Genomic DNA, 19,700 nt, shown 5'->3' on the forward strand with positions numbered 1-19,700 from the left:
GTCATCCAGCTGCGATTAGAGCCTCGAGCGTTTTTGTTACGCCTTGTGGCGCGGGTTGAGCAACCGGCGGAGGCGCGGAGCCTTCCATCAGCACAGCGTCGGAGCCGGTTGCGGTGATGACCTCGGCATAGGCTGCCGGGGTCTGGTAGCCGAGCGAGGAATGTGGCCTGGCGGTGTTGAAGTCCTCTCTCCATTCGGCGATGGCGCTTCGGGCGTGGTCGAGACCGAAGAACAGGCTCTCGTTCAACAGTTCGTCGCGCATCCGGCCGTTGAAACTCTCGACGTAACCGTTTTGCATCGGCTTGCCCGGCGCGATGTAGTGCCATTCGATCCTGCAATCCTTCGACCAGGCGAGGATGGCGTTCGAGGTAAACTCGGTGCCGTGGTCGGAGACGATCATGCCCGGCTTGCCGCGGTGGGTGATCAGTTCCGTCAGTTCACGGGCAACCCGACGGCCGGAGATCGAGGTGTCCGGATCGCGGCCAGGCATTCGCGCGTCACGTCGTCGACGATGTTGAGCACGCGGAACCTCCGGCCGCAGGCGAACTGGTCATGCACGAAATCCAACGACCAGCGCGCGTTCGGCTTTGCCTCGACCAGGATCGGCGCCCGCGTGCCGACCGCTCGCCGCCTTGCCCGACGCTTGCGCACCGTCAGGCCTTCCTCGCGGTAGAGACGATAGATGCGGTTGACCCCAGATGCCTCGCCCTCGCGCCTGAGCAGGATGAACAGCCGCCTGTAGCCAAAGCGTCGGCGCTCGTTGGCGAGGTCGCGCAACCTGCCACGCAGCTCCGTCTCGGGCGGACGCCGGGACTGGTAGCGGATCATCTTGCGATCGGCGCCGACGAAGGAACAGGCCCGACGCTGCGACAAGCCCATGACGGCCTGCAGATGCGCGACGGCTTCGCGCTTAACGGCGGGCCCTACCATTTTTTTGACAGAAGCTCGCGCAGCGCCGAGGCTTCCAGCATCTGATCGGCGAGCAGCTTCTTCAGCTTGGCGTTCTCGTCTTCCAGCGCCTTCAGCCGCTTGGCGTCGGACACGTCCATCCCGCCATACTTCGCCTTCCAATTATACAGCGTCGCCTCCGAGACCCCGTGCTTGCGAGCCAAATCGCCAGCCTTCGCTCCCGCCTCGTGCTCGCGCAGAACCGCAATGATCTGCTCTTCCGTGAACCGCTTTCTCTTCATCAGTCCGTCCTTCGATCAAGGGCCGGACTCTAATCTCAGATGGAGGAAATTCTCAGTGGCAGGTCACTGGAACCCTGCGTAGGCTGATCCGACGAAAACTTCAAATATCGCCACTTCCGCGACTGTAGGAAGCGCGCGTTAGGGTTTGGTGGGGAAATGGTAGCCTTCACACCTCATCGGCTGCTGGCGCGACCGGGAACGACCTCGGCAGCTATCTTGAGGAATTCAAGCGAAAGGCCGGGATACTCAACCTTCTTGACGTGCTCGAATAACGTCTCGACCGTCTGCCCGCGACCATATCGCTGATCCATTGATCGTTGTTCCTGCCATCCGTTGATTGCCTTGCGAAGTTCCTCCGGGACGCCGGCGTGGCGCAAAGCGTCGTTAAAATTGTTCCGGAAGCTGTGAAATACCAATCTGCGCGGTTTCCAGACATTGGCAAATTTGAGATTGGAGCGAAAGCGCTTCGAATACAGGTCTGACGGCTTCTCCGCCGCTCCAATCGCAGCTTCTGGAAACAATCTCCCATCTGGCCTCTCCTGGACCCATTCGAGAAATCCGATCTTTCCGAAAATAGGATGAAGCGGTATGTCGCGAATAGCGTTTTCAGTTTTGACGCGCTTTGCGAAGTTCGTTCCCGTGTAGTTGCCGTGCTCCTCATCGGTCACTCGAACGAAGTTGACCCCGCCGTCCGTCTTTCGGAAATCGGCTTTTTCCAACTGTAGAATTTCGTTCATTCGCATGCCGGTCCATAGCGCGATGATCGGAGCCCAATAGCGATGGCGCCTGACAATGTTCGGACCTGGCGTGTGGCATCCGTTTCCGTCATTGGCGCAACCGACGAAAAGCGGCAGCGCGAAAAGGTTGTTGATTCCGCAATTGAAAGCGGCTCGTAGGTGTCCTTCTTAGACAGGTATTTTTTGCGTTGGTCTCGAGGAACGTCGACGCCTATCCCTCGGAACGGATTGCTCGTCAGCCATTGCTCGTTGACCGCAAAATCGAATGCCTGCGTGATGACCTGCAGAAGGTTTTTGGCTTCTTTTGATCTGTTGGCCGGTGCACCGGTGGCCGCCTCGTGCCGGGCCGCCGCGTCGGCCAAGCTATGGCCTTTGTGATGCCAAGTTGCGTAGGGGGGAATGCGGGGAAGAAATCCGGCAAGGTTTCTGGCATCGTCGCGGGTTAAGCTGCCCAATGCCATGTTTGGCCCCAACCGTTCCTCCAGCACGCGAAACGGAATTCGGTACTGCGCCGCTCTGGACTTGGTGACCTTCGATACATGCTGTTTGAGAAACGCCGATTTCAGGTCCGCAATGGTTTTCCCTTGGCCTGCGGATGTGGCGCTGGAATGCGAGATTTCGCCGCCGGTAACCCTGCCGAAAATGCTAGAATCGATTATAGCGAGTGAGCCCGTTTCCCACGATCTGTAACGGCGCTTCGCAAGTTCCAAATCGGCTCGCTCCAACAGCCGACAGAACCCTTGAAACGGTCGTGTCCCATCAGGTGGTGTAGCTCGGCGGTTACGAAGCCGCTGGCGAGCGCGCCGTTAGTAGCGGTGGAGCGAGTGGGCGGCGTGTCGGTGGTCATCGGGGCTTTCCGGTAGGGTTTGGTTGTTGACGCCAACCTGTTTCGGAAGGACCACCGATGACCGACGACATGATGAACCTGCGCACGCTCGTGGAGAAGACCCCGGATGCCGATCTGCTGCGCGAGATGATCGGCTTTGCCGCCGAGCGGCTGATGGAAATGGAGGTGGGCGCGGCCACCGGCGCCTCCTATGGCGAGAAGAACCCGCTGCGGCTTGCCCAGCGCAATGGCTACCGCGACCGGGACTGGGAGACGCGGGCCGGCACGGTCGAGCTGCGCATCCCGAAGCTCAGGAAGGGAAGCTACTTCCCGGGTTTCCTCGAACCGCGCCGCATGGCCGAGAAGGCGCTGACCGCCGTCATCCAGGAAGCTTATGTGCAAGGCATCTCGACCCGGTCGGTTGACGACCTGGTCAAGGCCATGGGCATGAGCGGCATCTCCAAGAGTCAGGTCTCGCGCCTGTGCGAGGAGATCGACGGCAGGTGAAGGCCTTCCTCGAGCGGCCGATCGAGGGCGATTGGCCATACCTGTGGATCGACGCCACTTACCTGAAGGTCCGCCGCGGTGGGCGGATCGTCTCGGTCGCTGTCATCATCGCCGTCGGCGTCAACGCAGACGGCCGGCGCGAGGTCCTGGGCATGGAGATTGGCACCTCGGAGGCCGAGCCGATCTGGACGGAGTTCCTGCGCAAGCTGACACGTCGCGGCCTGCGCGGCGTTAAGCTCGTCGTCTCCGATGCCCACGAAGGCATCAAGGCGGCCGTCACCAAGGTGCTGTGCGCGACATGGCAAAGGTGCCGCGTCCACTTCATGAGGAACGTGCTGGCCCATGCCGGCAAGAGTGGCCGCAGGGTCGTCTCAGCCTTCATCGCCACCGCTTTCGCCCAGGAGACGCCCGAGGCCGCGTCCGTACAATGGCGCGCCGTCGCCGACCAGATCCGGCCGAAGGTGCCGAAGCTGGCGACAATCATGGACGACGCCGAGCCCGACGTGCTGGCCTACATGACCTTCCCGAAGGAACATCGCGCCAAGCTCCACTCGACGAATCCGATCGAGCGTCACGACGATGCGATCGTGCGCCTCGTCGGCGCAATCCTGCTCGAACAGAACGATGAATGGGCAGTGCAGCGGGCCAGATATATGACTCTGGAAACGATCAGCCAGATGAGCGATGATCCCCTGATCAGCCTGCCAGCCGTGGCGCGCTGATCAGCCCGGCCCATGCCGGAGAGCACGGCGACCAACGCCGCCAGCTACACCACGCAGCGGGACACGATCCTTGAAACGCTCGATGGCTCGCAAGCTCGTCCGGCCAACCGGACGCATTTAGTTGATCTGCTTTCGACCGGGACAGCACTCCATGTTCCACCAACAATTCGAGCGCTCGGGGATCGGTCGTACGCTTGTGTCCTGATGCCTCGTCGAGGGCTTCTCGGAAATCGGCATTCGCCACTTCAAGCAATTCGTCATAGTCGGGATCGTCTTGGCTCAGGAAATATGCGCCGGTTTCAAGGTTCGCTTGGTCGCGATTGTGGAAATAGGAAAGTGCGATCTGCCTTGCTCTTGTCGGGTCAAAATTGAGAACGGACAGGGTATCGCTGGAAGCACTACCGCCGCCTTGCTCGAACTGAGCCTCCAGCTTTCTGAGTTCGGCATCGGTTCTAACGGCAAAAAGGTGCGCGCGCTGCTTGGCTTCTTTGGCGGGCAAATGCGCAATGCGCTCCCCCAGACGTCTTTTCTTGCAAGTCCTTTGAGGTAGCTCGGAACGTTGCGTTTCAGCCTTTGGGTCGAGCCAGTGCCGATCAGATAGCGGGGTTTCGACATATCTTCCATTCTCGAAATGTACCGGGAAAAGGTACCGGTTGCGAGAACGGAATCTTTTGGAAATCAATCTCTTATAATCAGTTCAATCCCTTAGGTGGGAAGTGGTAGCGGGAGAGGGACTTGAACCCCCGACCCCAGGATTATGATTCCCGTGCTCTAACCAACTGAGCTACCCCGCCAGGGCGGCGAAAGGTCCGAAATCCGCCTCAAATCGAAAGGCATGTCGGGGGCGTTCGCCAAGGTCGCGCGGATATAAGGTTGGGAGGGTGAGCCTGTCAAGCTTCGAAGCAACCGGCTTGCCGGCTTATCGTCACTATCGAAAAGCTTTGCCGCGCGGACATTTGGTTGTTGCCGCCGGGGTTGAGTTCGAGGGGGCACGTCGCTATGTCTCGGCCACGAGTTTTTAGAGTTTGAAACAGATGAAGCCGCGCATTGCAGTCCTCGGTTGCGGATACTGGGGCAGCAACCACATCCGTACCCTCAAGGCGCTCGGCGCGCTGCACGCGGTCTCCGACACCAACCGGGCCCGTGCCGAAGGCTTCGCCAGCGAGCAGGACTGCCTGGCGATCGAGCCGGACCAGTTGTTCGTCCGTGACGATATCGACGCCATCGTCATGGCACTGCCGCCGCAATTCCATGCCGACCTTGCCGTGCGCGCCGTCGAGGCAGGCAAGGACGTGCTGGTGGAAAAGCCGATCGCGCTGACGGTTGCCGACGCCGAGCGTGCGGTGCAGGCGGCCAAGGACAACGGCCGCGTCTTCATGGTCGGCCATGTCCTGCGGTTCCATCCTGCCTTCGAGACGCTGAAAGGGCTGATCGACAAGGGCGAACTCGGCGAAGTCCGCTACATCCACTCGCACCGGCTCGGCCTCGGCAAGTTCCACACCGAGAACGACGCGCTGTGGGACTTGGCGCCGCACGATCTGTCGATGATCCTGGCGATCACCGGCACAGAGCCGATCGAGGTGCGCGGCGAGGGTGCAGCGCTCCTCGACAATCTCAGCGACTTCGCACATCTGCATATGCGCTTTCCCAACGGCCTGCGCAGCCATCTTTTCACCTCGCGGCTCAATCCCTATCGCGAGCGGCGGCTGACCGTGGTCGGCACCAAGGCGATGGCGGTGTTCGACGATGTCGAGCCATGGGAACGCAAGCTTGCCGTCTACCGCCACGCGGTCTGGCAGGACAGCGGCCAATGGGCCTTCACCACCAATGAGCCGTCCTATGTCTCGGTTGCGCAGGGCATGCCGCTGACGCGCGAGTTGGAGCATTTTATCCAGTGCATCGAGACGCGCGCCGAGCCGCGCACCAGCGGCGAGGAAGCGATCAGGGTGCTGCGCATCCTGACCGCCGGCACGGTCACCCACACCAAATCCTGAGACTGTTTGGAAATTCTACTCCGGCGGCCATCTTGTGGCGTTTTCTGTGCTTCCCCGTTCTACTGCGTCGACGCAGTCGAACTGTGCTCACGGACCCAAATGTCCGCTCCGTTCCGGTTCTCGAAAACACCACTATATGACTCGCCAGAGCGAATTTCGAAACGGTCTCCGAGAGGGCGGAGCCCCTATTCGGCGGGAATCTGCGCCGGCCTTGCGGCAAGCCGGGTCAGCATGGCCTCGGCCTCGGCGCCACGCTCCGAACGCTCGATGAAGCCGCCGCCAAACACACGGGCTTCGTTGCCGTCGTCGGAGTAGAGCACGCAGGCTTGCCCGGGCGCGATGCCGGACTCGCCGTCGACCAGTTCCACCCATGTGGCGCCATTGCCGTGATGCAGCACGGCCGGACGCGGCGGTCGCGTCGAGCGGACCTTGGCGAACAGCTCCAGGCCGCCAGCAGGGACGTCTGTGAGCGATCCGTCGCCCAGCCAGTTCATGTTGCGCAGATAGATCTTGTGCGTCTCCAGCGCCTCGCGCGGGCCGACCACGACGCGAGCGCGGTCGGCATCGAGATGGACGACATAAAGCGGCTCGCCGGAAGCGATGCCGATGCCGCGGCGCTGGCCGATCGTATAGCGCAGTATGCCCTCATGGCGGCCGAGCACGCGGCCGTCGATGTGGACGATGTCGCCCGGATTGGCGGCGGTCGGCTTCAGCTTGGCGATGACGTCGGAATACTTGCCCTGCGGTACGAAGCAGATGTCCTGGCTGTCCTGCTTGGCGGCAACCGTCAGCCCCATCTCCTCGGCGATGGCGCGAACCTGCGGCTTCGACAGGCCGCCAAGCGGAAAGCGCAGATAATCGATCTGCGCCTGTGTGGTGGCGAACAGGAAATAGCTCTGGTCACGGTCGGCGTCGACCGGCCGGTAGAGCGCGCGGTGGGCGCCGTTAGCGCCGGAGCGGATATAGTGGCCGGTGGCCAGCGCGTCGGCGCCGAGTTCCTTGGCGGTAGCCAGGAGGTCGGCGAACTTTACCGTCTGGTTGCAGGAAACGCACGGGATCGGCGTTTCGCCGGCGACGTAGCTCTCGGCAAAGGGATCGATGACCGCCTTGCGGAAGCGCTCCTCGTAGTCGAGCACATAATGGGGGATGCCGAGCGTCTCGGAGACGCGGCGGGCATCGTCGATGTCCTGCCCGGCGCAGCATGAGCCGGCCCGGTGCGTCGCCGCGCCATGATCGTACAGCTGCAAGGTGACGCCGACGACATCATAGCCTTCGCGCTTCAGCAGGCCAGCGACGACCGATGAATCGACACCGCCCGACATGGCGACGACGATGCGGGTGTTTTCGGGACGTCCGGGAAGATCGAGGCTGTTCATGGTTCTTTCGTTCTGCACGGCGACTGAATGCCAATGAGGCGAATATAGGTCAAGCTTTGCGGCTACGCCAGCTTGCAGGGCCGATCGACAGGCAGCGACCGGTCCGTGAATGGGCGGATTTTCCGCGCGTCGCTGCCGCTTCCAGGCGGATGTTTCAAATGCCGGTGAAAAGACTAACGCGGCGTTCATGATCCTTACCTAGTCATTAGGGTCTGCTTAGGCAATTTTTAAAGCTGTGGCGGTAACGTGGCGGGGATTGGGTCTTTGAGTTTTTTGTAGAGAGTACGATGACCGATCTTGTTAGACCGAGAGTCAAATATGTTATCGGGCCTGACGGCAGCCCTCTTACGATTGCCGATCTGCCGCCGACGAATACGCGTCGCTGGGTTATCCGGCGCAAGGCGGAAGTGGTTGCGGCCGTGCGCGGCGGGCTTTTGAGCCTGGACGAGGCATGCCAACGCTACAAGCTCACCACCGAGGAATTCCTGTCCTGGCAGGCGTCGATCGACGAATATGGCCTTGCCGGGCTGCGCACGACGCGCATCCAGCAATATCGGCACTGACCGTTGCGAATCTAGTCGAAGGGCGCGGGTAACCCCGCGCCCTTCTGCTTTCACAGTCACTGTTCCAGCGCTCAGACCGACAGCACAACCTTGCCGACTGGCTTGGTGGCGAGGAAAGCGTGAGCAGCCCCCGCCTGGTCGAGCGGGAAGCTCTTCGCCACATGGACGGCGAGCTTTTTCGCATCGATCAACTTAGCCAGTTCCAGCAGGCCCTCCCTGTCGGGTACGACGGACATGCGCTCGACCCGGATGCCCTGCGCGCTGGCCCGCCCCCTGGTAGCGTCGCTGACATTGAGCAATGACACCAGCACGCCACCGCGCTTGAGCACCTTCAGTGAGCGTTCTGCATGCTCGCCGCCCAGTGGCTCCAGCACCAGATCGATGTCGCGAACCTGGTCGGTAAAATCGCCCTTGGTGTAGTCGATGACCTCGTCGGCGCCGAGGTTGCGGACGAAATCGAGCTTGGCCGGGCTGGCTGTGGCGACGACGTAAGCGCCGTGCGCCTTGGCGATCTGTACCGCGAGATGGCCGACGCCGCCGGCTGCGGCGTGAATCAGCACGCGCTGGCCCGATTTCAACCCGCCGTGGCGAACAAGCCCTTGCCAGGCGGTGAGGCCGGCCAGCGGCAAGGCGCCTGCCTCGAGGTGGCCCGCACCCTTCGGCTTCAGTACGATTTCATCGGCAGGAACCGCAGTTAGTTCGGCATAGGCCGCCGCCTGTTTGGGAAAGCGCGGCATGCCGAACACCTCGTCGCCGACCCGGAAGCCGGAAACTCCGGCGCCCAGCGCTTCGACAGTTCCCGAGATATCCCAACCCAGTATGAAAGGCGGCTCGCCGAGCAATGGGTAATAACCGGCTCGGACGGCGCCATCGACCGGATTGATGCCGGCCGCCTTGACGCGGACCAGCACTTCGCTGGCCTTTGGCGTTGGGTCGGGCCGATTGGCAATGACAAGGACGTCGGGTCCGCCGACGGAATTCTGAATAGCGGCACGCATTGGGATATCTCCTGCTGGGTTGGGTGCCACTATCATTTGGATAGTAATAGTTTCTTGTCCAGTATGTACCTTTATGATATATACACACCTTATGGATAGTGAAGACGACTGTGGTTTCGGCTATGATGCTTTCCGGCGGACGTGCCCCTCGCACACCGTGCTGGAGATGCTGGCCAGCAAATGGGTCTATCTGGTGGTTTGCGCGTTGCGCAAAGGCCGTCTGCGCAATGGCGAGCTTGCCCGCAAGCTCGAAGGCATCACACCGAAGATGCTGACGCAGACGCTGCGCGTGCTCGAGCGCGACGGATTGGTGCGGCGCGAGATCTTTCCGGTCATCCCGCCGCGTGTCGAATACGAATTGACCGAACTCGGCCAGAACCTGGCGGGACTGCTTACCCAGATCAGATCATGGGCGGAGCAGCATGCACCGGACATCAAGGATGCCCGTGCAAGGGCAATTGCCGAAAGTGAAGGGGATTGGGCCGCCTAGGGCGGCTCTCAGTTTTCTTGGCGGCCTTCCACCAAGGCCGGCCGAGATCATGCACTCGCCGGGTGACAAGCGCCAATGTCGCGGACAGGCCGGCTTCAGCCGATCATGGCGCTACGGCCGCCGACTTCGGCTTCGCGGATCTTGGTGTCGCGCGATTCCAGCATTTCCGCCTTGGAAAGCTCCGCTTCAGCTTCGCCGAGTAATGATTCGGCAGTGCTTCGCTGCTGCGCGAGGTCGCTTTGCGAATTTCTGAGGTTGTCGCGGCGCAAACGCGCCGCCTTGGCGAAGGTCGGATAGGCGAAATGGTTGATGTCGGTGATGCCGGCCTTCTTTTCTTCAGCGGTGATCTGAAGCTCCAGCTCGACGGCCATGCGTTCGAACTCGGCGATCATCATGTCGAGCTGCAGCAACTGCCGCCGCTTCTCATTCACCTGAAACTGTTTCAGCCGAACGAGGTTTTCACGTGACTTCATGATTCGTACTCCCGGAAACGCACACCCGCACTTATCGTCCAAACCACCTGGAAGAGCCCAGGCCGCACCCGTGTCCACCGGCTTTCCCCGAACTATGGGAAACAAAACCCTAAAGTTTTTTGCCGGCGGTAACCATTCGTTTACGGGCATTGTTAATCATACGGGTCAGGACTTAAGGCCGGGTAAAAATTCCGGCCGCCGATGCGGAAGCGACGTCGATGAGTCTCTGGAGTCACTTAGTCCAGATTGTTGATGTGTTACATTAGGATTTGGTTCTGAGATTCGTTATTAGATTCAAGAGGGTGTAGAAAGAGGTTAAAAAATCTGGTACCGTCATGGACGGGAAATTAGGTTTTGTTAACCATTTGATGGCAGCCTCTGTACAAGGCAACCACTGCTCCGGGTCCGGACGGGTCGTGAAATGGTCCGGCAGCAGAAAAGGGGAATGAAATGCGTGTTCTGCTGATAGAAGATGACAGTGCAACCGCACAAAGCATCGAGCTGATGCTGAAATCGGAAAGTTTCAATGTCTACACGACCGATCTCGGTGAAGAGGGCGTCGATCTAGGCAAGCTCTACGATTACGACATCATCCTTCTCGATCTCAACCTGCCTGACATGTCGGGTTACGAGGTCTTGAGAACGCTTCGCCTTTCCAAGGTAAAGACGCCGATCCTTATCCTCTCCGGCATGGCCGGCATCGAGGACAAGGTGCGCGGCCTCGGCTTCGGCGCCGACGACTACATGACCAAGCCGTTCCACAAGGATGAGCTGGTTGCCCGCATTCATGCCATCGTGCGGCGCTCCAAGGGGCACGCCCAGTCGGTCATCACCACCGGCGACCTGGTGGTTAACCTCGATGCCAAGACCGTCGAAGTCGGCGGCCAGCGCGTGCATCTGACCGGCAAGGAATACCAGATGCTGGAGCTGCTCTCGCTGCGCAAGGGCACGACGCTGACCAAGGAAATGTTCCTCAACCACCTTTATGGCGGCATGGACGAGCCTGAGCTGAAGATCATCGACGTTTTCATCTGCAAGCTGCGCAAGAAGCTCGACGCGGCATCCGGCGGCCAGAATTACATCGAGACGGTCTGGGGTCGCGGCTATGTGCTGCGCGAACCGGAAGACATCCGCGTCAGCGCCTGAGCGACGGACATCGTCAGAACTTTTTTCAATAAAAACCCGGCTCTGGCCGGGTTTTTTGCATGATGGGCTGGTAACTATCTTTTTTACGCAATTCCGGACGGTAGACCGTCATGCGCTTTTCCTGGAATTGCTCAACGCCGCCGAATCGGTTGCTATCTTCAAGGCGCGAAAACGTTCGAGCAGTTGCGGCCGGTTGAACGGCTTCAAGAGATAGCCCTGGGCGCCGGCGCGCTTGGCCCGCATGATCGAAGCGATATCGAGCTCGACCAGTGAAACCAGGATCTGCGGCCTTATCGGGCTCTCCATGGCGCGCACGCGACGGATGAGATCGACAGCCGGCACATCAGGCAAGGCGCCGTCGACGACGATGATGTCGGGCATGTCGGCGGCGCACATCTCCAGCGCGTCAAGTCCGCTGGCTGCCTCTATGACAATCATTTCGGAGCCGCCCAGGATGCGTTTTGCAACCTTCCTGATGACGCTTGAATCGTCGACGAACATGCAGCGTTTCATTTCCGGGTCCTCTTTGCCGTCTGGCAATCCGGTAGCGTCGGGGGCATCCAGTCGCACCATAGGCCAATCTGGTAAAGAAGCCGAAAAGGCGTTAGGTAAAATTTTTACAAAGATGGCGGCTGCTTGCTTTATTCGCGAATGCTTCAACGCTGCCTGGGCGACCAAACGCATTTCATGTCGATGGGCCGCAATTACAGATTTCGATGCAAAAATACTTCGGCTTCTCGACTGCGATATCAGGCTGCCGAAAGCACGATTTCTTCCGGCGTCGCGTGGATCGATATCGTCATGCCGGCTTCGCGCGCCAGAAGCAGCGTGTAATAGGGCTGCACGGAATGCGCGTCGATCGGTTCCTCCGGCTTGTGGCCGGAATGCAGTTCGAGGAATTTCGGCGGCACACGCAGCATCGGGCCAGCCGCTGCAAGCGCGAAACGCGGTTCGGTCTCGAGGTTTTCCAACGTCACCGAAAGCTTGCCGCCGCGCGGAATGGCGGCGTTGGCGACGAGGATCAGGTTGAGCAGCAGCTTGACCTTGTTCTTGGGCAGCAGCGCGCGGGTCCCGTTCCAGATCAGTTCCGGCTTTTCGTTCTTGAGGAAGGCGATGGCGACCGCTTCGGCATCGCCGGTATCGATCAGCATGCCGGCCGAGCCGGCGGCGCCGAAGGCGATGCGGGCGAACTGCAGGCGGGCCGAAGCGTTGCGGGCGCTCTGACGGATCAGCTTCATGGCGTCTTCGTCGGCGCCGCCTTCATCGAGCAGTTCGAGCCCGTTGTTGATCGCGCCGACCGGCGAGATGATGTCGTGGCAGACCCGGCTGCACAAAAGCGCTGCCAGATCGGGTGCGGAAAGGGTGAACAAATCGGCCATCGGCGAAAATCCCTGCAAAATTTCACTAGTCATGGCCGAGCGATCGATCGTCGCCTGCCCACACGAATCACGCTCTCTCCTCGGGCTTTCTGAATACACAGCACCCGTGCGTGCAGCAACAAATCCAAAATTGTGGATGTGGCAAATGGCGTGTTCACGCAGGCCCCGACCCCACTTGTGCGACCCCAAACAGCCTTCGAACCGCCATGTTCATGTGGGAGCTTAATGGTTGAAAAAGGATTACGGCATAGTTTGCCCGTAACAGTTACCCTTAACGGCCGGCTAAAAGAGCCGTACGGGGTGCGAGGCGCCGGCGAAGGTGCTCCCTGACGGAGATTGGAAGCATGTTTTCCCGATACTACGACCGGAGCTTTCTCCGTGTCTTCTCAATGGCGGTCGCGCTCCTGGGCGTTCTCGTCTTCTCGACTTCAGCCCTGCGGGCCCAGGAATACACCGCTCAGGAGATTGTCGATTCCGGTCACAAGTTCTTCGGCGCGACATCAGGCGGGCTCGCCACCGTCGTCGAGAAGATCTTTGCTTCCTACGGCCTGCCCAACGGCTATCTGCTGGGCGAAGAGGGCTCGGGCGCGCTGATCGGCGGCCTGACCTACGGCGAAGGCACGCTCTACACCAAGAATGCCGGCGATCACAAAGTGTTCTGGCAAGGCCCGTCGCTCGGCTGGGATTTCGGCGGCGAAGGGTCGCGGGTGATGATGCTAGTCTACAATCTCGACGATGTGGGCAGCCTCTACAACCGCTATGGCGGCGTAGCCGGTTCGGCCTATGTGGTGGCTGGTGTCGGCTTCAATGTGCTGAAGAACAACAATGTGATTTTGGTGCCGATCCGCACTGGTGTCGGTGCCCGGCTTGGCGTCAATCTCGGCTATTTGAAGCTTACCGAGCGCGCCACCTGGAATCCGTTCTGAGCTAAGGGTCTTTGGCTTATGCATGTCGTTCCCCCAAAACCGGGACCACTTTTGGGCGACATGCATTAAACCCGTCTCCTTGCGGCAAATCCTTGCCGCAGCGCTGGATTTCCGCCATGTCAACGTGGCACAGTCAAAAGCGCTCGACGCGCTTTTGTTTTGTCTTGCTGCATGTCGTTGCCCCAAAACCGGTTCCCACTTTTGGGCGACATGCATTGGTTTGATGGTTGCCGTCCACAACGGGTAGTCACTTGGTCCAGTCGGTCCTGTTCTTCGTCCTTGGCTTTCTCTGCGCCGGCTTTCTGGCGCTTATGGTGGCTCCGGCCATATGGCGCCGCGCCGTCGCCCTGACGCGCAGACGCATCGAAGGCTCGATCCCCCTGACGCAAACCGAGATCCAGGCGGACAAGGACCGCATCCGCGCCGAGTACGCCATGTCGACGCGCCGCCTCGAAATCAGCGTCAAGGCGTTGCGCGAGAAGGCCGCCGAACAACTCGTCGAGATCAATCGCGGTCGCGAGGCCCTGAAGGGGCTGGCGGTCGAGCGCATGGACAAGAACCATGCGCTGACCGAACTCGGCGCCAAGAACGAAGCGTTGCGCCAACGCGAGGGCGAGTTGCAGCAGCTTTCGGAGCGACTGAAGGAAACCGAACGCAAGCTGGAAAAGCGCGCGCTCGAGCTGGAGAAGCTCGAGCGCATGTATGACGACGCCAGTTTTTCCTCCAGCAGCCGGCAGATCGAACTCGTGGCGCGTGAATCCGAAATGCAGAAACTCGCCAGTGACATTGCGCTGCTGCGCGGTCAGCGCAAGGAAGCGGACAGGCGCGGCCAGGAGATCGCGGCCGAAAGCAAGGCAGCGCGCGACGCGCTGAAAGCCGAGAAGAAAAGGACCGCCGAGCTCGACAAGAAGGTCGAACGGCTGCTGGCCACGCTTGCCGATCGCGAGGACAAGCTCGACCGCCGTGAAAAGGAACTGGCGCGCATGCGCGAAAAATCGAAAGCTGGGGACAGCGCGCCGGCCTTGCGGCTGGTCGGCAAAGGCGACGAAGCGGCCAAGAGCGACGACCTCGACAAGGCAATCGCCAAGCTCGACAGCGACCGTGAGCGGCTTGAGGCCAGGCTGACGGCGCTGGCGCGCGAGAACAAGCGGCTGAAGGCGGATCTCACCGCGCTGGCCGCGTCCAATCCCACGGACGGCAGCTCCGCCCTGCGCGAGCAGATGAGTGAACTCGCGGCGGAGGTCGTCCATCTGACGGCCAAGCTCGAGGGGCCTGGTTCACCGATCGCCAGGGCGCTGGCGTCACCTTCGGATGCACGCTCCGGCAACCGCAGTCTTGCCGACCGCGTGCGGGATTTGCAGAAGGCAGACGCGACAAGCTGAGATCAGCTCTCTTTTGCGGAAAAATGGTGCAGCGCGATGGCTGAGGCGGCTGCGACGTTCAGGCTGTCGAAGCCTTCCGACATGGTGATCCGCACGGTGTGCAGGCTTGTGAGCAGGCTGTCCGGCAAGCCTTCGCCCTCGGTACCGAGATAGAGCGCCAGGCGCTCGCTCCGCTGCGCATCGCGGATGACGGTCCGCCCGCGTGGCGACAGCGCGAATTGTTCGAAGCCCCGCCGGGTGAGCATCGTCGTGAAGCCGGCGGTGTCGGTGAACGAAGCGAACGGGATCTTGAGCGCGGCGCCGACGGAAACGCGGATCGCCTTGCGGTAGAGCGGATCGCAGCATGTCGCATCCAGCAGTATCGCGTCGGCGCCAAAGGCAGCGGCGTTGCGGAAGATCGAGCCCACATTGTCATGATTGGCGATGCCGACGAGCACCACGACAAGCGCCCGGGCCGGCAAGGCATCGAGCAAAGCCTCTGCTGACTGCGGCGCCCCCTTGCGTCCCATGGCCAGGATGCCGCGATGCATGTGAAACCCGGCGATTGCGTCCATCACCGCGCTGGTGGCGACATAGACCGGGAGACCGGCCGGCGCCTTGCGCAGGATATCCTCAAGGCCGGCCAGCCGGTTTTCGAGGACCAGTACCGATTCGGCGGCAAAGCGCCCAGCCGAGAGAAGCAGGTCCAACACCACCTTACCTTCGGCGACGAAGCGACCTTGCCGGCCGGCGAGGTCACGCTCGCGGATGTCGAGATAGGCAGCGACGCGCGGATCTTGCGGGTCGTCGATGCGAATGGGATCCATGCATTCCTCGCGGCCGTCGCATCGGCCCGAAAATCCGAGCCGATTGCCGGCGCTCACCTTTGGTTCGGAAAGCACGATGCGACAATTCGGGACGACCGGCTACCTCTGTGCGCCCGAATGGGCGCACGTCACTCTGAAAACGACCAGCTACCTCTGTGCGCCCGAATGGGCGCACGTCGCTCTGAAAACGACCAGCTACCTCTGTGCGCCCGGATAGGCGCATGTCGCTTTGAAATCGCCGGCGAGGTCAGCGGCTATGGATGGTCAGGTTCCGGCACGGCGCAAACGGTGCGCCATCTGGGACAGGTCATCCTTGCCACTGCCGAAAATGCCGTCCAGCATGTCGAGCAGTTCGCGCACGGCGTCGGATTTGCAGGAATAGTAAATCATCTGCCGGTCGCGGCGGGTGTCGACGAGATCGAGCGCCCGCAACTTGGCCAGATGCTGGGACAGGGCGGATTGACTGAGCATCACCTTCTCGGCGATGGCGCCGACCGACATTTCACCGTCGGCGAGATAGCTCATGATCAACAGCCGTTTCTCATTGCCCATCAGCATGAGAAATTCGGCCGCCGATTCGGCGTTGACGATTAGCTTTGTCGAGACCATCGATCCCCCATGCTTCTTGTTCATCCTGACGCCATGGGGGCAATGGCGTCTGATTCCATAAACTCACTCGTGAATCGGCGCAGGCGATTCAACGTCACTGGCAAAAGGTAGAGCATTTCATTTAAATCTCAAGTGTTGCTTTTGATCAAATATAATTAAGTCCTGTCCCGGTGTCGACCGAGGCCCGGCCGACCCTGACCATTTCGACCAGAACGTGTCGCAATTCGCGTGCTGCTGCCAAGGGTTGGGGGAAGAAGACCCGGCAAACATCGTCGCCCCATACCAGATCCATACCATCGGCATCGAATCCGGCAACGCTCCAGCCGTTGCCGGACACTTTCGTGAAATGCTTTGCATAAACGGCGATCGCGTCGAGATGGTCGGCGTTCATGTGGTCGATGGCGGATTGTTCGCTCGCCGCCAGTTCCTCGACGATCGGTCCGCTGGTGAGCAGATCCGATTGGTCGAGCTGATAGGCCTTGCCGAAGCCACCGTTGAGGCTGGCGCGTTGCGGCTCGAGGCGAAAGATCGAAAAGTCGCCGAGACCGGCGTAAAGTTTCGCCTTGGGATTGCGGTTGAGATAACGGCGCTCGGTGCGGGCGTGTTCGCTTGAGCCGCGCTGAAGCCTTACCGCCTGGCAGACCAGTGTCAGGCGCGGGTGTGCCAGCGGGTCACCCTTGCCGGGTTCGCCAAGCAACAGGGAGCAGCGCGGATCGGCAAGCAGGGCGCCGGTGTGCGGCGAGAGCATCGACACCAGGATCAGCGGCACGCCGTCGATGTCGGTGGCCACGCCGACCCTGCTGGCCAGCGGCGAGCCGGTTTGCGGTTCGATCACCGCCAGCGCGCCAAAGCGGGCGCTGCGCAGAAGCGTCTTCGCCAGCCGGATCGCCTCGGCGTCCGTCTCGCGGATCACGTCCTTCTTCGGTTCGACCAAGGTATCACCGAAATAAGTTGATGTTCTTGTCTAGTTGTCGGTCAGCAAACCGGATTTGACAAGGTCGTCGATCTCGGCTTTCGCAAAGCCGAAACGTGCCAGTATTGTCGCCGGCGACAAATCCTCATCGCCGGGCATAGTAGCCGGTGTCGGCTGCGAGCCGGAGAAACGCGGCGCCGGGGCAGGGCGCTCGAATGCACCAGCCGTCACAAAGGCGTTGCGCGCCCGATTGTGCGGGTGGTGCTTCGCCTCTTGCAACGACAGGACGGGGGCGACGCAGGCATCGGTCTGGGCAAACAGAAGGTCCCAGTCGTCGCGCGATTTCTGCCGGACCCGATCGGCAATGGCCGCGCGCATCGGCGGCCACAATGCCTTGTCGTACCGGCCGGACACAAAGCGCTCGTCAAGCGGCAGCAGATTGGCGAATTCGGCGAAGAATTGCGACTCGAGGCAGCCGATTGCGATATGGCGCCCGTCCGACGTCTCATAGGTGTCGTAGAAGGGGGCGCCGGAATCGAGCAGGTTCGTGCCGCGCTTTTCGCTCCACAACCCAGCGGCCATCAAGGCGTGCAGGGGCACTGTCAGCATCGAGGCGCCTTCGACCATCGCGGCGTCGATGACCTCCCCCTTGCCGGTGCGCGAGCGTTGGAACAAGGCGGCCAGCATGCCGGCAATCAGCATCATGGCGCCACCGCCATAGTCGGCGACAAGGTTGAGCGGCGGGATCGGGCGGTTGTCGGCGTGGCCAATTGCATGCAGCACGCCGCAATGGGCGAGGTAGGTGATGTCATGGCCGGCGCGGCCGGCGAGCGGGCCGTCCTGGCCGAAGCCGGTCATGCGGCCGTAGATCAGCGCCGGATTGCGAGCCAGCACCGCTTCGGGGCCGAGGCCAAGCCGTTCCATGACATCGGGACGAAACCCTTCGAGCAACATGTCGGCTTTTTCCGCCAGGCGCAGCAGCAGATCGGTGCCTTCCCGGCGCTTCAGGTCGAGGCGCAGGAGGGCGCGACCGTGGCGGTCGATGTTGTACTCATGCGGCAGCGACGGGAGTTGGCCCGTCCCCGCCCGTTCGATGCGCAGCACTTGCGCGCCCATCTCCGACAGCAACAGGCCGGCCAGCGGCACGGGGCCGAGCCCGGCCATCTCGATCACCTTCAGCCCGGCAAGCGGACCGACCTTCCCGGCAGCGACCAGGCCGGTGCTCATGGCCGGCTATTTCGGCGCCATGCGGATGGCACCGTCGAGACGAATGGTCTCGCCATTCAACATCTGGTTCTCGATGATGTGCAGGGCGAGAGCGGCATATTCGGATGGCTCGCCCAGGCGCGACGGGAAGGGCACGGCGGCGCCCAGAGAATCCTGCACCTCTTGCGGCATACCGGCCATCATCGGCGTCTTGAAGATGCCGGGGGCGATGGTGCAGACGCGGATACCGGAACGGGCAAGGTCGCGCGCCACCGGCAGCGTCATACCGACGACGCCGCCCTTGGACGCCGCATAGGCGGCCTGGCCGATCTGGCCATCATAGGCGGCAACCGAAGCGGTGTTGACGATGACGCCGCGCTCGCCACCTTGCAGCGGCTCCAGCTTTGACGCGCGCTCGGCGACGAGGCGGATCATGTTGAACGTGCCGATCAGATTGACCTCGATCACCTTGCGATACTGATCGAGGGGATGGGGACCATCTTTGCCGATCGTCTTCACGCCAATGGCGATACCGGCGCAATTGACCAGGATACGCGGGTCGCCAAGCTTGGCGGCGACGTCGGTGAATGCAGCGATCCCGCTGTCGGCGCTGCTGACGTCGCATTGGACGGCAATGCCGCCGATCTCGGCCGCGACCTTGGCCGCGCGATCAATACCGACGTCGAAGATGGCGACGCGGGCGCCCTTGGCGGCCAGCGCGCGCGCCGTTGCCTCGCCAAGACCGGAGCCGCCGCCGGTGATGATCGCGATCTGGCCATTCGGATTCATGCCGACATCCTTTGATCTCAGGAACAGTGGGACGGATCAGGCGCCGGATCCACGGGAAAGGTCAAGCCATCGCCGCGGTAGGATCGGCAATCCTGGCTTGATCGGCGTGGCAGACTTCGCCCGAGAGCCTGGCGACCGCGCCCGGCGCGATCTCGTGTGACAGCAGCCGGTCGAGATCGACGGGACGCGGCATTGAAATCTGGCCGCGTGGGATCCGCTTGAAACCGAGCGGACCATAGTAGGGTTCGTCACCGACCAGCATGACGGCAGGCGCACCGGCCTTGGCGGCCGCCTCCAGCGCGATCGCCACCAGCCGGCGGCCAATGCCGAGATTCTTGAAGGCCGGACGCACCGCAAGCGGCCCGAGCATCAATGCACGACCGGCGCCGGCGGCGACGCGGGTCATGCGCACCGAGGCGACGACAAGGTCGCCGTCGACGGCGACAAAGGACAACGAGCGTTCGTGCCCTCCGGCTTCGCGGATCTTGTAGGCGGCCAGCACAAAGCGGCCTGGTCCGAAGGCTTCGTCGTTGATGGCTTCGATCTGGGGGTCATGCGCCGGGGTTTCCGGCAGGTATTTCACGTCGGCAAGGCTCATGGTCTTTGCGTTCCGGTAAGGAGGAAAGGTTGCTGCAAACGGCAGCATTCGCCAGTCAGCGCTTCATCAA

General features: G+C 61.5%; 20 protein-coding genes, 1 tRNA gene and 2 pseudogenes. 7 read left to right on the forward strand and 16 right to left on the reverse strand.

What is annotated here, in order from left to right:
• Position 1: 1 nt before the first annotated feature.
• The 3 genes and pseudogenes from ASD99_RS09645 to ASD99_RS33225 form a co-directional block, all read right to left on the reverse strand.
• Positions 2 to 1,190, reverse strand: a pseudogene (locus ASD99_RS09645) (IS3 family transposase).
• A 173-nt stretch (positions 1,191 to 1,363) separates the two neighbouring features.
• Positions 1,364 to 1,927 (reverse strand): hypothetical protein, encoded by a 564-nt coding sequence (locus ASD99_RS09655; protein WP_057143431.1) that lies wholly within the window; start codon positions 1,925 to 1,927, stop codon positions 1,364 to 1,366.
• The gene (locus tag ASD99_RS33225) at positions 1,924 to 2,637 is read right to left on the reverse strand and encodes a hypothetical protein (RefSeq protein WP_156388960.1); all 714 of its coding nucleotides are present in this window, start codon (positions 2,635 to 2,637) and stop codon (positions 1,924 to 1,926) included. Before ASD99_RS33225 ends, ASD99_RS09655 begins: the two co-directional genes overlap by 4 nt.
• A 194-nt stretch (positions 2,638 to 2,831) precedes the next feature.
• Between ASD99_RS33225 and ASD99_RS09665 the strand changes: the two are divergent.
• Positions 2,832 to 3,982, forward strand: a pseudogene (locus ASD99_RS09665) (IS256 family transposase).
• Here the strand turns inward: ASD99_RS09665 and ASD99_RS33230 are convergent.
• Both ASD99_RS33230 and ASD99_RS09675 read right to left on the reverse strand, forming a co-directional pair.
• Positions 3,957 to 4,481: a hypothetical protein gene (locus ASD99_RS33230; RefSeq protein WP_156388961.1), complete on the reverse strand. Its 525-nt coding sequence runs from the start codon at positions 4,479 to 4,481 to the stop codon at positions 3,957 to 3,959. The pseudogene ASD99_RS09665 and the gene ASD99_RS33230 sit on opposite strands and share 26 nt — an antisense overlap.
• A 218-nt stretch (positions 4,482 to 4,699) precedes the next feature.
• Positions 4,700 to 4,776: transfer RNA gene (locus tag ASD99_RS09675), tRNA-Met, on the reverse strand.
• Between the two features lie 240 nt (positions 4,777 to 5,016).
• On the opposite strand from ASD99_RS09675, the gene ASD99_RS09680 reads away from it, so the two are divergent.
• Positions 5,017 to 5,976: a Gfo/Idh/MocA family protein gene (locus tag ASD99_RS09680; protein ID WP_056595914.1), complete on the forward strand. Its 960-nt coding sequence runs from the start codon at positions 5,017 to 5,019 to the stop codon at positions 5,974 to 5,976.
• A gap of 185 nt (positions 5,977 to 6,161) precedes the next feature.
• Here the strand turns inward: ASD99_RS09680 and mnmA are convergent, their stop codons facing one another.
• A complete protein-coding gene (gene mnmA / locus ASD99_RS09685; RefSeq protein ID WP_057143434.1) occupies positions 6,162 to 7,352 on the reverse strand; it encodes a tRNA 2-thiouridine(34) synthase MnmA in 1,191 nt (396 codons plus the stop codon).
• 287 nt (positions 7,353 to 7,639) lie between these two features.
• On the opposite strand from mnmA, the gene ASD99_RS09690 reads away from it, so the two are divergent.
• Complete coding sequence (locus ASD99_RS09690) at positions 7,640 to 7,915, forward strand: DUF1153 domain-containing protein (protein ID WP_013529904.1); 276 nt, start codon at positions 7,640 to 7,642, stop codon at positions 7,913 to 7,915.
• 71 nt (positions 7,916 to 7,986) lie between these two features.
• On the opposite strand, the gene ASD99_RS09695 is transcribed toward ASD99_RS09690, so the two are convergent.
• Entirely contained in the window at positions 7,987 to 8,913 is a 927-nt protein-coding gene (locus ASD99_RS09695) for an NADP-dependent oxidoreductase (protein ID WP_057143435.1), read from the reverse strand.
• Positions 8,914 to 9,004: 91 nt separating this feature from the next.
• Here ASD99_RS09695 and ASD99_RS09700 point away from each other — a divergent pair, with 91 nt between their 5' ends.
• Entirely contained in the window at positions 9,005 to 9,403 is a 399-nt protein-coding gene (locus ASD99_RS09700; RefSeq protein ID WP_023809911.1) for a winged helix-turn-helix transcriptional regulator, read from the forward strand.
• Positions 9,404 to 9,498: 95 nt separating this feature from the next.
• Here the strand turns inward: ASD99_RS09700 and ASD99_RS09705 are convergent, their stop codons facing one another.
• Positions 9,499 to 9,876 carry a hypothetical protein gene (locus ASD99_RS09705; protein WP_056595903.1) on the reverse strand — a complete coding sequence of 126 codons (378 nt, stop codon included), beginning with the start codon at positions 9,874 to 9,876 and terminating at the stop codon, positions 9,499 to 9,501.
• Between the two features lie 450 nt (positions 9,877 to 10,326).
• Between ASD99_RS09705 and ctrA the strand changes: the two genes are divergently transcribed.
• Positions 10,327 to 11,022: a response regulator transcription factor CtrA gene (ctrA, locus tag ASD99_RS09710; protein WP_006203583.1), complete on the forward strand. Its 696-nt coding sequence runs from the start codon at positions 10,327 to 10,329 to the stop codon at positions 11,020 to 11,022.
• A 108-nt stretch (positions 11,023 to 11,130) separates the two neighbouring features.
• Here the strand turns inward: ctrA and ASD99_RS09715 are convergent, their stop codons facing one another.
• Together ASD99_RS09715 and chpT are read right to left on the reverse strand one after the other, a co-directional pair.
• Positions 11,131 to 11,535 carry a response regulator gene (locus tag ASD99_RS09715; protein ID WP_056595900.1) on the reverse strand — a complete coding sequence of 135 codons (405 nt, stop codon included), beginning with the start codon at positions 11,533 to 11,535 and terminating at the stop codon, positions 11,131 to 11,133.
• Positions 11,536 to 11,771: 236 nt separating this feature from the next.
• Positions 11,772 to 12,401, reverse strand: coding sequence for a histidine phosphotransferase ChpT (gene chpT / locus ASD99_RS09720; RefSeq protein WP_056595897.1), 630 nt, complete (start codon positions 12,399 to 12,401; stop codon positions 11,772 to 11,774).
• A gap of 389 nt (positions 12,402 to 12,790) precedes the next feature.
• Between chpT and ASD99_RS09725 the strand changes: the two genes are divergently transcribed.
• The gene (locus tag ASD99_RS09725) at positions 12,791 to 13,327 is read left to right on the forward strand and encodes a DUF1134 domain-containing protein (RefSeq protein ID WP_244483028.1); all 537 of its coding nucleotides are present in this window, start codon (positions 12,791 to 12,793) and stop codon (positions 13,325 to 13,327) included.
• A gap of 251 nt (positions 13,328 to 13,578) precedes the next feature.
• Positions 13,579 to 14,709, forward strand: a complete 1,131-nt coding sequence (locus tag ASD99_RS09730) for a hypothetical protein (RefSeq protein WP_057143436.1) — start codon at positions 13,579 to 13,581, stop codon at positions 14,707 to 14,709.
• A gap of 2 nt (positions 14,710 to 14,711) precedes the next feature.
• Here the strand turns inward: ASD99_RS09730 and ASD99_RS09735 are convergent, their stop codons facing one another.
• The 6 genes from ASD99_RS09735 to ASD99_RS09760 form a co-directional block, all read right to left on the reverse strand.
• Complete coding sequence (locus ASD99_RS09735; protein ID WP_057143507.1) at positions 14,712 to 15,515, reverse strand: TrmH family RNA methyltransferase; 804 nt, start codon at positions 15,513 to 15,515, stop codon at positions 14,712 to 14,714.
• Positions 15,516 to 15,779: 264 nt separating this feature from the next.
• On the reverse strand, positions 15,780 to 16,124 hold the full coding sequence (locus tag ASD99_RS09740) for an ArsR/SmtB family transcription factor (protein ID WP_056595887.1): 345 nt from the start codon (positions 16,122 to 16,124) through the stop codon (positions 15,780 to 15,782).
• A 145-nt stretch (positions 16,125 to 16,269) separates the two neighbouring features.
• On the reverse strand, positions 16,270 to 17,058 hold the full coding sequence (locus ASD99_RS09745) for a HugZ family protein (protein WP_057143437.1): 789 nt from the start codon (positions 17,056 to 17,058) through the stop codon (positions 16,270 to 16,272).
• A gap of 30 nt (positions 17,059 to 17,088) precedes the next feature.
• Entirely contained in the window at positions 17,089 to 18,264 is a 1,176-nt protein-coding gene (locus ASD99_RS09750) for a CaiB/BaiF CoA transferase family protein (protein WP_057143438.1), read from the reverse strand.
• A 6-nt stretch (positions 18,265 to 18,270) separates the two neighbouring features.
• Positions 18,271 to 19,032, reverse strand: coding sequence for a 3-hydroxyacyl-CoA dehydrogenase (locus tag ASD99_RS09755; RefSeq protein ID WP_057143439.1), 762 nt, complete (start codon positions 19,030 to 19,032; stop codon positions 18,271 to 18,273).
• A 61-nt stretch (positions 19,033 to 19,093) separates the two neighbouring features.
• Positions 19,094 to 19,630 carry a GNAT family N-acetyltransferase gene (locus ASD99_RS09760; protein ID WP_057143440.1) on the reverse strand — a complete coding sequence of 179 codons (537 nt, stop codon included), beginning with the start codon at positions 19,628 to 19,630 and terminating at the stop codon, positions 19,094 to 19,096.
• Positions 19,631 to 19,700: the final 70 nt, after the last annotated feature.

It is taken from the genome of Mesorhizobium sp. Root695 (genome assembly GCF_001428185.1).
Taxonomy (GTDB): domain Bacteria; phylum Pseudomonadota; class Alphaproteobacteria; order Rhizobiales; family Rhizobiaceae; genus Mesorhizobium.

What these genes read in the sequence shown, in the direction of transcription:
- ASD99_RS09655 (WP_057143431.1), bottom strand. Translation starts at nt 1,927, where the DNA reads ATGAACGAAATTCTACAGTTGGAAAAAGCCGATTTCCGAAAGACGGAC.
- ASD99_RS09680 (WP_056595914.1), top strand. Translation starts at nt 5,017, where the DNA reads ATGAAGCCGCGCATTGCAGTCCTCGGTTGCGGATACTGGGGCAGCAAC.
- mnmA (WP_057143434.1), bottom strand. Translation starts at nt 7,352, where the DNA reads ATGAACAGCCTCGATCTTCCCGGACGTCCCGAAAACACCCGCATCGTC.
- ASD99_RS09690 (WP_013529904.1), top strand. Translation starts at nt 7,640, where the DNA reads ATGACCGATCTTGTTAGACCGAGAGTCAAATATGTTATCGGGCCTGAC.
- ASD99_RS09695 (WP_057143435.1), bottom strand. Translation starts at nt 8,913, where the DNA reads ATGCGTGCCGCTATTCAGAATTCCGTCGGCGGACCCGACGTCCTTGTC.
- ASD99_RS09700 (WP_023809911.1), top strand. Translation starts at nt 9,005, where the DNA reads ATGGATAGTGAAGACGACTGTGGTTTCGGCTATGATGCTTTCCGGCGG.
- ASD99_RS09705 (WP_056595903.1), bottom strand. Translation starts at nt 9,876, where the DNA reads ATGAAGTCACGTGAAAACCTCGTTCGGCTGAAACAGTTTCAGGTGAAT.
- ctrA (WP_006203583.1), top strand. Translation starts at nt 10,327, where the DNA reads ATGCGTGTTCTGCTGATAGAAGATGACAGTGCAACCGCACAAAGCATC.
- ASD99_RS09715 (WP_056595900.1), bottom strand. Translation starts at nt 11,535, where the DNA reads ATGAAACGCTGCATGTTCGTCGACGATTCAAGCGTCATCAGGAAGGTT.
- chpT (WP_056595897.1), bottom strand. Translation starts at nt 12,401, where the DNA reads ATGGCCGATTTGTTCACCCTTTCCGCACCCGATCTGGCAGCGCTTTTG.
- ASD99_RS09725 (WP_244483028.1), top strand. Translation starts at nt 12,791, where the DNA reads ATGGCGGTCGCGCTCCTGGGCGTTCTCGTCTTCTCGACTTCAGCCCTG.
- ASD99_RS09735 (WP_057143507.1), bottom strand. Translation starts at nt 15,515, where the DNA reads ATGGATCCCATTCGCATCGACGACCCGCAAGATCCGCGCGTCGCTGCC.
- ASD99_RS09740 (WP_056595887.1), bottom strand. Translation starts at nt 16,124, where the DNA reads ATGGTCTCGACAAAGCTAATCGTCAACGCCGAATCGGCGGCCGAATTT.
- ASD99_RS09750 (WP_057143438.1), bottom strand. Translation starts at nt 18,264, where the DNA reads ATGAGCACCGGCCTGGTCGCTGCCGGGAAGGTCGGTCCGCTTGCCGGG.
- ASD99_RS09755 (WP_057143439.1), bottom strand. Translation starts at nt 19,032, where the DNA reads ATGAATCCGAATGGCCAGATCGCGATCATCACCGGCGGCGGCTCCGGT.
- ASD99_RS09760 (WP_057143440.1), bottom strand. Translation starts at nt 19,630, where the DNA reads ATGAGCCTTGCCGACGTGAAATACCTGCCGGAAACCCCGGCGCATGAC.